Genomic DNA, 12,190 nt, shown 5'->3' with positions numbered 1-12,190 from the left:
GAAATAATGAGGGGATTTTCTTTACAGAATTGATATACATGTGAAAGGAGATCTGAATGAAAAAGAAGTTGTTGGGAAGGCTTCTGAGCCTTACTCTGTCAGCATCCCTGGCTGTGACCGGCTTTTCTACACCGGTTTTTGCAGCGGAGATTGGGGAATCTCTTGAGGAAGCTGACACGGAGGCTGCAGAGCTTTTTGAAGAGGAGGAGCTTACCTGTGAGGACGAGATTTCAGAAGGGGAAGCTTCTTCGGAGGAATCTGATTTTGAGGAACCGGATTTAGAAGAACCGGATTCTGAGGAGCCTGATTCAGAGGAAGAATCAGAGGAGGTTCTTGTAGAAGAGGAAGAGCTCATTTGCGAAGAACCTGCTGATGAGGAAGAAACATTTGAGGAAGAGGCAGCAGAAGAGGCTGCGGAGGAGACTGCTTCTGAGGAAGCCCAGGGCATATATTATCTTAAGTTTAACGCCGGCATTCCTGAGGGCTGCCTTCAAAAGGAACTTCTTGGATATGATGACGGACAGACCGTTCCCACAGAGATAGGAGAGCCCATAGTTCTCAGCGGCGATGAGTTCGAGCTTCCCGGCTACAACCTCACAGGCTGGACCTACATTGATGCCAAGGGTAAAAAGGTTAAGGTTTCAAAGCCCTATGCCACCATCAAGTCCCTTACTGAGACTCCCGGTGAGACCTTCGAGTTTACTCCGGTATGGAAATTAGGAACCTACACCATAACCTATGATTTTAACGGCGGTATTTATTCAGGTAAGAACAAGTTTACATACAAGCTTGATTCCAAAACTGTGAATAAGCAGCCCCTTCTTAACTATGTATCTGACGGCGAGGGCTTTGCCATCAATACCAAAAATCCTGAGGTTGTAAGAGCAGGATATGTATTCGAAGGATGGGAGTGCGGCAGCCGGGAGGAGAGATGTTACGGCGGAAACATTTTCCGCAACATGACTCTGAAGGCCAAATGGGCAGCAGATACCTGCACCGTAAGACTTGACGCCAACGGCGGAACCGTATACGGAAGCGTTGTGTACAACTTCAAGACTACCACTGATTATTCTTTCTCCGACTGGACAGCAGAGAGAAAGGGATATACCCACAAGGGCTGGATGGCCAAAGTAAAAGGTAAGGACAAGACCTTCAAGCTCACCGATACCATCAACTTAAGAGATCTGGACAGAGGAGAGAAGGGCGTATATACAATTACCGCTGTCTGGGAAGTAAATAAGTATTCAATTTCCTACGATGTCGGAGAGGGCAAGATTGCCAAGGCTCCCAGGTTTTTCAAGACAGGAGACGGCACTGCTATTCCTACACCCACAAGACCCGGATATAAGTTCGGGGGCTGGCAGGTCAAGCTCCATGAGAGCGACGAGGATGAGGGAACCCTGGTGGATGCCAAGGTTGCCGGCTATATCAGCGACGGAAAGCTCACCTCCATCGTAACAGATAACCTTACTCTCTATGCTTCCTGGGAGGTTCTCAACTACAATATCACCTTCAGGAATGCAGACGGATCCTACCTCATGGGGGATAACGGTGAGATGGTCACTGTGGATTCCTTTAACGGTATCTGGTACACAGATGAAAAGGACTTCGCCATAGCTGCGTCTATTATCGAAGAGTCCGGGGCCCTTGGAAGTGATGTCAGCATTGCCGGCTTTGCCAAGACAGAGAATGCCCGCAAGCCTGTATATAACCTGAATGTAAAGTATTCCAAATTCCTGCCTGCCACCTATGAAGGGGAAGGCACTGAGGTTCCCGTAACACTGTACGTTGTTCCTCAGGAAAAGGTTTACCGTATCACTTATCAGACCCGGGGCGCCGATGTTAAGGGCGGTGTATACAGCTTCACCACAGGTACCATTACCAAGGAGCTTCCCATCAAGGCAACTGCCGTAAGAAAGGGCTTTGTCTTCAAGGGATGGACAGTATCCGGCGAGTTTGACAGATACGTGATTAAAGACTCTGATGGTTATGTTAAGGCTATTAAGGCCGGCACAGACAAGAGCATCGTCCTGGTGGCTGAGTATGGAGATGTCAACACCTACACCGTTACACTTATGCCCGCCGCAAACGACGTTTATGATGCCAAGGGAGTGGCTATCGATCCCAAGGCAGGAGTTCCCTTTATTGAACTTGATTCTGACAGATTCAGTTTTGATGCCACCACTTATCCTTTGCATCAGCTGATCACAGCAGGAGAGGGCTGGAAAAGAGAGGGCTATACCTTCGGAGGTTTCTATTCCGATCCCAAGTACAAGAACTACGCCTTTTTCGCTGAGGGCCTTGGAAGCGGCAGAGACTCAGACGTAAAGGTTTATGCCCGCTGGTATCCCACAACCCACAAGGTGGATTTCAGTACTTCCGCATATATCCAGAGAGGAAATAAGACCGTAAAGATGTCCCAGGGCAGCTTAAAGACAACTTTTTCCGGCAGGGAGATCGTTGAATACGGCACCAGAGACATAACCCCCAAGGCTGTTAAGGCCACAGGCTATACATTCCTTGGCTGGAAGGTTGAAGGCAAGCTCTCCGATGACTCGGGAGTTGTATACACAGATTCTTCCAAGAATTATGTGAAGATGATAAAAAAGACCAACAAAGTAAATATCACACTGGCCCCTGTTCTTAAAGAAATCACCTACAAGGTCTACGTTAATACAAACGGTGGAAGCTATAAGGACAGTACTGGCAAGATCCTTGTGGCAGATTTGGTTTACTATTCCGATACTCTCAAGGATGTGTATAAGAACATCGCCTCCGGCGTAAAGAAAAGCGGCTACAGCTTTGGCTGCGTTTCCTCTACCAAGGACAGCAAGGGCAATATCAGACGAGGTGATGACATCTATGGCTACGGATATGGCAAAAAGCAGGATGCATCAGTGGTTCTGAATGTCATCTGGAATCCGGTTAATCCTTCTGTTCCTACACTGCCAAAGAGTAAGATCCGCATAAACGGCGATACGCTTTCACTGGCCAGCAATGATAGTCCTTCTCTGGGCTACAGCAGACTGGTATTTGAGTATTCAACAGATGCAGCCTTCAAAACTGATGTAAAGAGCTACACCTGGGTCAGCGTTTCAAAGGATATCTACGGAAACATGATCTATCCTTCAGTGAAGATCACCTCCGGCAGAAATTACTATGTTCGTGTAAGAAAGGAGATCGTTGACTCCACCGGTGAGTATTTCCCCGGCAAGTGGAGCTCCACAGTAATGGCAACCAAATAAATATAAATGCAAAAAAATCCCGGCATTTTCATGTTTCGAAAATGCCGGGTCTTTTTAATTAATTCTTGGGTTTAACAATTTTGAAGGTTGCTTTCTTGGTGCCGCAGAATCTTCCTTTTCCTTTAAGGATAATGGTTGCTGTGCCAACCTTCTGGTTGTTGGTAACAGAAACTATCTCGTAGTCACCTTCTTTTGCTGTGACAGTTGTGCCGTTGGCCTTGATAGTTATTGTGATATCTTTGGGATCAGGAGTTATAGCCCATCCGTCGTTATAGGACTGAGGCTCAATGCTTACCTTGCACTTGGACATATTGTAGGAGCCAAGATAGTAGATAGCACTGAAATCAACTGTTCCGCCTGCTGCCACAGCCTTATAATTCTTACTGCCATCCTTAAGCTTGGCAGTGAATTTTACAGTGATCTTGCTGTCCTGGGGAACAGACTTGGCATCGGCATTTGTGATCTCTTCATCGCCGATAAAGTATCTGTAATCGCCCACAAGCTCATAATCCGCCTTGGTGAGTTTTTCTGTTCCGTCGTAAAGAGCGGGGATGGACTTGAAGTAGTTCTTTTTACCCTTGATGTTATAGATCTTGTCCGGGGCCTCAGCCTTTATTGTTCCAAGGTCGAACTCAGCCTTGTCTACAGTGAAGTTAAGAGCATTCTTAAGACTTCCTGAATAGTAGCCCTTGAACTTGATGCTGACTTTAGCCTTGTCAGAACCTGTACTGATACTCTTATTTCCTGAGTATTTTACTGAATAGTCCTCGCCCTCATTCAGGTAGATGTATTCGCCGTCAGCATCCTTTACCATTACGTCAACAGCTGCTGTTGCGCCGCCTTTGCTGTAAGGAACGGTTATTGCATCTGAGCTTTCGGTCTCTGTAAATACAACCTTTATATCACCTGATTTCAGGTCTGCGTCAGTGATCTTTCTTGGTGTAACAGTTACCTTCTTAGTGACAGTTCCTGTCATTCCCTTAAGGGGATTTCCTTTGAAGGTCAGAGTCACTGTGCCGGGATCGCCATAGTCGCCGGAGGCTGATACATAGTAACTATCGGAAGAAACAGCTGTCTTGGTGCTGTCCTTTTTAACGATGACCTTGGCTGTAGTGGTTCCCTTTTTGGCAAGTCTTGTAAGTAAAGTATCCCTGTCCTCCAGCAAAGGAGTTCCGGTATAGCTTATCTTGGTTGCGATGTCTGTTACATCGATCTCTTTTCCTGTTATTTCAAAGGCTGCCTTCAGCTCGCCCTCAAGCTTGTTCTTCTCGGTGTCTGCAGGTACCAGGGTTACATAGTTGCCTGAAACAGGATAACGGTTAAGGTTCTCATCTGTGTCCGCAGGATCTGAAACAGTGAAGTAGTAGCCCTCACTCTTATAATTTGCTGCTTTTCCGGGAGCAACATATACAAGCTCTTTTCCGCCAACCTTAACAGTATAGGTTCCGTCTGCAAACTTGCTTATAACATTCTGGGAAAGAACATCAGGAGTTCCTTCAACGGTTTCATTGTACTGCTCTGACTTGATGGTAAGCTTCTTGGCATCATTCAGGAACAGGATGCCTTCCTTCTTGCTCTGCTCCTTGTCGATAACTCGAAGGACAGGAGCCTGGCTGTATTTTTCCTCTGTAGCAAATACGCCTGTGAAGTTGCCTTTACCCTCGAAGTTGATAAGGTATGTGCCTGCGCCTTTACTCTTAATATCAGCTGCTGTCAGCTTCTTTGTGAAGTCGGGAGCTGCATCTTCACCCTCTCCTGTGAAAGGATGGAAGAATACTTCATAATCTGTTCCGGCCTTCATCTCCTTATCCACAAAAGGATTGGAGACTTTCAGGGCAGGAGCGATGGTCTTATCTGTTGTATAGGCAAAGGTTCATTAATTTAATTGCATAGACGGCAATTAGAAATTTTTTATTATTCATTTAGTTTGGTTTTAGGTTGCCATTTTAGAATGACCTCATCACCGAAAACAAAGGTTTCAAAAAGAAAGCGAGATTCGAATATGAAAAGAAGAAATACATTCGTAGCAATATTATTCCTTGGAATGGCACTGGCTCTTGGCGGATGCGGACAGACTGCTATGGCAGGTTCAGATAATAAGACAGCTCAGGTTACAGAAAATGAGACACAGGCAGCAGCACAGGATGGCAGCACAGTAAGCGCAACCTCAGAAGTTTATCTTTCAGATTCCGGCAGCAGCGCCGGCTCAGAGACACTCCTTGATACCGATGGGATGTTCAGTGACAGAGATATGAAGCAGGAGGCAGATCTTACAGATGCTTCTTATATAACTTTACAGAGCGGACAGGATGTAACCATATCAGTTGAAGGCGTCTATGTGATCAGCGGCGAAGCACAGGACAGCACCATAATAGTTGATGCAGACAAAGCCAAGGTTCAGCTGGTTTTGGACGGCGTCACAGTGGTAAACAGTGATGCCCCTGCAATTTACGTTAAGAACGCCGACAAGGTTTTTGTCACCACCACTGATTCAGAAAACACCCTGGCAGTCACAGGAACCTTTACAGCTGACGGAGATACAAATACAGATGCGGTTATCTATTCCAAGGACGATCTGGTATTTAACGGAAAAGGAACTCTTGATATAACATCAACCGCCAACGGCATTTCCGGTAAGGATGATGTGAAGTTCACAGGAGGAACCTACAGCATTACCTGTAACGAAGATGCTATAGAAGCCAATGATTCCATAAGGGTATGTGATGGCTCTTTTACCATCAGATCTGGAAAAGATGCACTTCACAGCGAGGATTCCGATGACACTTCCAAGGGCTTCATATATATAAGCGGTGGAAGCTTTGATATAGATGCGGACGGCGACGGAATACAGGCAACCACAGTGCTGACCATCGACGGAGGTACATTCAATATAAATGCTTCCGAGGGTCTTGAAGCAACCTATGTACAGATAAATGACGGAACCATAAGTATAGAGGCCGGCGACGACGGAATAAATGCATCCCAAAAGAGCAACGATGTGGATGTAGCAATTGAGATAAACGGCGGAAGCCTTACTATCAACATGGCCAGCGGTGATACAGATGCCCTGGATGCCAACGGAGATCTTTATATAAACGGCGGCACAGTGAATATTACAGCGCAGTTTGCCTTTGACTTCGACGGCAAGGCAGAATTAAACGGAGGCACAGTCACAGTAAACGGCGAGGAAGTGACAGAGATCACCAATTCCATGACCTTCGGAGGTCAGGGCGGCTTCGGAGGCGGTAACAGACCCGAGATGCCTGAAGGCTTTGAAGAAGGTGACAGACCCGAGATGCCTGAAGGTTTCGATAAGAGCAACATGCCTGAGAGACCGGAAGGCGCCGGAGAGGGCCGGAGCGGCAGACAGATGCGCGGAGACAGAGGAAGCAAGCAGGATAACGGCGGCAACTAAGAGTTGGAGGCAAGCAATGGCAGGAATTAAAGATGTTTTTGAAAGAATAGAAGTTAAATATCTTCTGGATGAGATGCAGTACCGGGAGCTTATGAAGCGACTTGAGGGCATGGCAGCCATCGACGGATACGGAAAGACCTCTATTTTAAATATATATTTTGACACTCCTGATTTTACTTTAATAGAAAGATCTCTTGAAAAGCCCGTATATAAAGAGAAGCTTCGGCTTCGCACCTACGGCATTCCGGAGGATGACTCCAATGCTTTTATCGAGATAAAGAAAAAGTACAAGGGCGTTGTATATAAAAGAAGGATCACCATGGCCTACGAGGAGGCAGTCAATTACCTGACAAATGGCGGAAGGCCCTCCAAGGAGAGTCAGATATCCGGAGAGATCGACTATTTTTTACAGTATTACAAAGGAATAAGGCCTGCCATGGCAATATCCTATGACCGCATAGCCATGGCGGGGATAGAGGATCCGGACCTTCGCATCACCTTTGACACCAACATCAGATGGAGAACTGAGGACCTTTCCCTTAAGAAAGGAAATGTGGGAAAGGACATACTTCTTCCGGGACAGCACCTGATGGAACTCAAGATCGCGGGGGCCATGTCCATGGAGCTTGCAAGGATCCTGGATGAGCTTAATATCAGACAGACAAGTTTTTCCAAGTACGGAAAGGGATATGTGGAGTACATGTATGGAAATGCGTTGAATGTAGAGGAAACAGTAAGCAATATCACCCCTTTCAAAAGGGCGGTTTGAATATAGAAGGAGAGAAATATTATGACAGATTTAATTTTCGGAACAATAATGACCGGCAGCTCTTTTACCGGAGAAGCATTTATCATAACAACCATTTGCTCGCTGCTTATCGGCTGCTTTATTGCTTTTATGTATTCACTTAAGAATACCTATTCAAAGAGTTACATCATCACACTGGCACTTCTGCCTGCCATAGTTCAGGTCATCATCATGATGGTAAACGGCAATATCGGCGCAGGAGTTGCGGTGGCAGGAACCTTTTCACTGGTAAGATTCCGTTCAGCTCCCGGCTCAGGAAAAGAGATAACAAGCATCTTCCTTGCTATGGCAGCAGGCCTTGCCACAGGAATGGGATATATCGGAATCGCAGTTATCTTTACAGTTATCATCGCTCTTGCAAACCTTATTCTTTCAAGCATTTCCATCAAGGATCGTGAGCCCAAGGAGAAGACCTTAAAGATCACAATCCCTGAGAGCCTTGATTTTGAAGGCGTATTCGATGACATTTTTGCCCGCTATACAGACAGAGCAGAGCTGGAGGAAGTGAAGACCTCCGGTATGGGAAGCCTCTACAAGCTTACCTATAAGATATCACTTCGAAGGGACGCCTCCACCAAAGCCATGATGGATGAGCTTCGCAGACGCAACGGAAACCTTGAGATTACCTGCTCCAGACCCGTTACAGTAAGGAGTGAGGAACTGTAATAAAATTTTCGACCTGAGATTTTGAGAATGAAATTCCGTTTAAACCGAGGCGTGATTTTATACTTTTTTAATTAAATTCTAAAAATGAGATTGCTAAAATTAAACTTGCGTCACAGAAAAAACGCAAATCTGAAATGTATGTGTGAAAGGAGATACACATGAAGAGCAAGTTGATCGGAAGACTTTTAAGTCTTTCACTTTCAGCAGTTTTAGCAGTTTCTACTTTTTCAGTTCCTGCATTTGCAGCAGAGGAGGAGATACTCCTTAATGAAGAAGAAAACGTCTCCGGTGAATTTGAAGAGAATGCTGCGGATTTCATGGATGATGAGGATAACACTTTTTTTGAAGAAGAGCTTGAAGTAGAGGAAGCAGATACAGAAGATGAAGAGAGCTCCCTCGACGAAGAGATCATAGAAGAAACTACAGATGAAGCAGACAGCGCTACAGAGGCTGATAAGGCTTTCGAAGCATGGTTTGCTGAGATTAACGGAAAAGATATTTCCGGTGATGATGCTTCAGAAGAGGACATCTCCGGTGATGACGTTTCAGGAGATGATGTTTCAGGAGATGACGCTCCGGAAGATATCTCAGGAAATGATGAAGAAGATAGAGACATTGACATTAAATATGCTTTTGAGATAGATGGAAAAGCAGCTACTGAGGAGCAGCTTGCTATGATCATCAATCCCAATAAGGCAAGCTATCATATCACAGAAGGCTATAGCAGAGAGTGGGTTGGTTTCTATGCTCCCGAATTGCCTACAGGTATGGAGTTCGTTGGATGGTACAAAAATGGAGTTTTACTCAATATAACAAGTACAGGTTACTATGATGAAGATGATGAGTACCATTCAGTTAAGACCTGGTATGATGTTGTAAGTTCTGAGGATGACGGAGTAACTCTTGTTGGAAAGATCGCCAGCACCGTTCCTGTAACTCTTGATTATAATATGGGTGAGGAAGGCTACAGCGATGTTAAATATGTTCAGAAGGGAAATAAGCTTAGCGTAGATGATCCCGAATCAGTAGGATATCATTTCGCAGGCTGGTTTACAGAAAGAACAGGCGGATCAAAGGTAGATCTTAACACAGTTGCAATTACTGAGGCTGTTACCTACTATGCTCATTGGGATGAAGTGACTTACAAGGTTACTTTCCATTCCAACGTTGATTCTAAGAAAGATGTTGCTGTAGAGAAGACCTATACGATATCAAATAACGTAAACGATAATATCGGATTTGAGACTATCTACTCTGATGCATCTAAGTATGAAGCTATCCTTGCTGATAAGGATCTCTTTGAGGGATGGACATCAGGTAAGGAGTTCTATACCGGAAACTACCCTGTTGTTTCCTTTATGGCAATAGAAGGCGCTGACAGCGTGTCTGTATCTGTTGACATGTATGCTCAGTGGGCAAGAGACAGCTATAATGTAATCTTTGATGCTGTTGGCGAAGAGGCAACCTTCAACTTCAATGAAGAGTATTTTTATGACAGTGACTTTGAAGTTAATACTAATTCTGACCTTAAGCAGACAAAAACTTTCTATGTTGGTGAAGGTGTTATTCTTACCGGAAGAGAGTTTGTAAGAGGCGGATATAAGCTTGCAGGCTGGAAAAACAGTGCTAACAATAAAACTATAGCTGCATCAGGAAAATTTGATGACCTTGCAGCTAAGGACCAGACTATAACTCTTACTGCAATCTGGCAGGCTCAGGACTATACTATCACCTATGATTTCAATGGTGGTACAGCAATAGATAAAAATAAGTATCCTGCAAAGGTTACATATAATAAGTCTAATACTCCGTATGAAGAATACTTATATAATTGCACAGAAGTAGAAAATGAAGAAGAAGATGGAAGTGTTTCTTATACCCAGGGTGTTGATAAAGAAAATCCTGTAATTACAAAAACAGGATACGAATTCAGATATTGGAGAAACACTGATACCGGCTATACAGCTTGGGCTTATGGTGGATATAGCGGTTATAAGGATCTGAAATTAACAGCTGAATGGGAACCTGTTTGGTACGGAATCTATCTTGACTTTAACGGTGGAATAATGTCTACAGGACTTACCAACACCAGACAGACAAGAGGCTATGGATCTGAGTATTCAATGGAGATTTTCAGCTCCAAGCTTTCCAAGGCCGGATATACATTAACAGGCTGGAAGTATGATTCAAACGACAACGGAAAGATTGATGATGGTGATAAGACTATCGGTGTAAACGGCAAGTTCAAGAATCTTGCTGACAGTGCTGATAAGACAGTTATTATCCAGGCACAGTGGAAGGCTAACTCATATTCCATTACTTATTCAAATGGCAAGGGCGCTAAGCAGAGCGGTGCTGTAAAGAAGTATACTGCAGATTCAGCCGTATCAATCGCAGCTCCTACAAGAAAAGGTTACAAGTTCACAGGATACACATTAGCTTCCAAGGATAAAAAGGCTAATGGTGCTCAGTTAGTACCTGTTGATGAAAATGACGTTACAAAGGGATATACACTTGCTGCAGGTTCCTATGGAAATATTGTCCTTACAGCTAACTGGCTCAAGGAGGCTCCTAAATTTGCTGCATATAAGCTTCAGATCCTTCCCGGAGCAGCTGGGGTTAAGACAGCAGCAGGAGAAGCAGTAAACGAAAAAGACGGTATCTTCTACAATAATGGAGCAGAAGTTGCTTATGCAGATATTGAAACAGTACTCGGCACAACTGATCTTGTAAGAGACGGCTTCGCATTTAAGGGATATTCATACAAGAAGAACGGCAAGGTAATAGAGAATGCAACAGTTGGCGGACATGATGCCAAGAATGGTGTTGTTACACTTTACGCAGTATGGACAGCAGAGACCAATGCCAATGTTTTATCAGCTAATGCATATGTAGTTGATTATACAAGTAAGCTCAATGTAGCTGATGCTTTATCTAAGCTTTCTGATACAAAGAAGACCCTGGTTTATGGAAAAGCTCTTTCACTTCCAAAGCTTTCTGTAACCGGTTATAAGTTCCTTGGCTGGAAGGTTGTCAGCGGTACAGAAGATGGCCTTTCCAAGAATAAGAGCGGTTATGTAACCAAGATCGGCAAGAACTATAAGGACAAGACTCTTGTACTTGCACCTGTATTTGAGGCAAAGGAGATCAAGATCACATTTGATCCTCAGGGTGGTACATATGCAGCAACCGGTAAAAACAAGAAAGAAGTAATCAAGGTACCATATGGCAAGGATATTAATTACCTTTCAAAGGATTTTGCGAAAGTAACTAAGAAGGGTTACACCCTGAATGGTTTGTATTTTGATACTAAGGGAACTGACTACTTTGCATTTGCAAATGGTAATTCAATCACTTCTGCAATCAAGGCTACAAAGGCAATGACTATCTATGCTGTATGGAAGGAGATAAAACCTGTTAAGCTTCAGAAGGTTAGCGCTTATCTTCACAGTGATGGAACCTTATTCACATCCATAAAGGAAGACAGAGTCAGCATGTATTGTGAAGTACAGATCGCAACAGACAGCAAATTTACAAAGTCTGTTCAGACCTATGACATGGGCTATGTATCTGGCGAATCAACGTTCTCCAAGAATGTTTACGGAAATCAGTACTATGCACGCTTCAGATCATATGGCATCGATTCCACCGGCACTAAGATTTACAGTGATTGGAGCGATACCGTAATGGCAATCAAAGACGCACCAAGCGCAGAATAATATAACTACCCAAAACCAGGCACTCCGGTGCCTGGTTTCAGACTGTAGACAAAGTCCACGGCATCTGCCGTGGATTTTTCTTTATAAAAGTGCCGGAAACTCAGTATTTATCTGGGCTTGAGGCGCTTTTTCTGGTATAATAGAAGTATCAAAGTTGGGGATGGGGATTGCCTTTATGATGACTTCTAATACCGAAAGAAAACGCGAACAGATGCAGTTTGTGAGCATGGACGATCTGGTTCCACAGGACCACATGCTCAGGCTTATTGATAAAGCCATCGACTGGTCATTCATATATGATCTTGTTGAAAATAAGTATTCTTCAGACATGGGAAGA

The 12,190-nt window shown here is 44.3% G+C and carries 6 protein-coding genes and 1 pseudogene; 6 read left to right on the top strand and 1 reads right to left on the bottom strand.

The genetic code is table 11. The features are described 5' to 3' along the window. Positions 1 to 56: 56 nt before the first annotated feature. Positions 57 to 3,245, top strand: a complete 3,189-nt coding sequence (locus T359_RS0114070; RefSeq protein WP_026518025.1) for an InlB B-repeat-containing protein — start codon at positions 57 to 59, stop codon at positions 3,243 to 3,245. 58 nt (positions 3,246 to 3,303) lie between these two features. Here T359_RS0114070 and T359_RS0114065 read toward each other — a convergent pair whose 3' ends face one another. Next, positions 3,304 to 5,046, bottom strand: coding sequence for a hypothetical protein (locus T359_RS0114065; protein WP_026518024.1), 1,743 nt, complete (start codon positions 5,044 to 5,046; stop codon positions 3,304 to 3,306). Positions 5,047 to 5,247: 201 nt separating this feature from the next. On the opposite strand from T359_RS0114065, the gene T359_RS20480 reads away from it, so the two are divergent. The 5 genes and pseudogenes from T359_RS20480 to T359_RS22230 all read left to right on the top strand — a co-directional run. After that, positions 5,248 to 6,660, top strand: coding sequence for a carbohydrate-binding domain-containing protein (locus tag T359_RS20480; RefSeq protein ID WP_035784575.1), 1,413 nt, complete (start codon positions 5,248 to 5,250; stop codon positions 6,658 to 6,660). Positions 6,661 to 6,676: 16 nt separating this feature from the next. Next, the gene (locus T359_RS0114055; protein WP_026518023.1) at positions 6,677 to 7,429 is read left to right on the top strand and encodes a polyphosphate polymerase domain-containing protein; all 753 of its coding nucleotides are present in this window, start codon (positions 6,677 to 6,679) and stop codon (positions 7,427 to 7,429) included. A 21-nt stretch (positions 7,430 to 7,450) separates the two neighbouring features. Further along, positions 7,451 to 8,134 carry a DUF4956 domain-containing protein gene (locus tag T359_RS0114050; RefSeq protein WP_026518022.1) on the top strand — a complete coding sequence of 228 codons (684 nt, stop codon included), beginning with the start codon at positions 7,451 to 7,453 and terminating at the stop codon, positions 8,132 to 8,134. A 158-nt stretch (positions 8,135 to 8,292) separates the two neighbouring features. Continuing rightward, complete coding sequence (locus T359_RS0114045) at positions 8,293 to 11,853, top strand: InlB B-repeat-containing protein (RefSeq protein WP_026518021.1); 3,561 nt, start codon at positions 8,293 to 8,295, stop codon at positions 11,851 to 11,853. A gap of 178 nt (positions 11,854 to 12,031) precedes the next feature. Then, a pseudogene (locus T359_RS22230) lies at positions 12,032 to 12,190 on the top strand (IS5/IS1182 family transposase); the annotation flags it as partial.

This window comes from Butyrivibrio sp. MC2021 (assembly GCF_000621605.1).
Taxonomy (GTDB): Bacteria; Bacillota; Clostridia; order Lachnospirales; family Lachnospiraceae; genus Butyrivibrio.
Note: the sequence above shows the minus strand (reverse complement) of the source record. Positions and strands in the feature narration are given on the sequence as shown.

What these genes read in the sequence shown, in the direction of transcription:
- T359_RS0114070 (WP_026518025.1), top strand. Translation starts at nt 57, where the DNA reads ATGAAAAAGAAGTTGTTGGGAAGGCTTCTGAGCCTTACTCTGTCAGCA.
- T359_RS0114065 (WP_026518024.1), bottom strand. Translation starts at nt 5,046, where the DNA reads ATGAAGGCCGGAACAGATTATGAAGTATTCTTCCATCCTTTCACAGGA.
- T359_RS20480 (WP_035784575.1), top strand. Translation starts at nt 5,248, where the DNA reads ATGAAAAGAAGAAATACATTCGTAGCAATATTATTCCTTGGAATGGCA.
- T359_RS0114055 (WP_026518023.1), top strand. Translation starts at nt 6,677, where the DNA reads ATGGCAGGAATTAAAGATGTTTTTGAAAGAATAGAAGTTAAATATCTT.
- T359_RS0114050 (WP_026518022.1), top strand. Translation starts at nt 7,451, where the DNA reads ATGACAGATTTAATTTTCGGAACAATAATGACCGGCAGCTCTTTTACC.
- T359_RS0114045 (WP_026518021.1), top strand. Translation starts at nt 8,293, where the DNA reads ATGAAGAGCAAGTTGATCGGAAGACTTTTAAGTCTTTCACTTTCAGCA.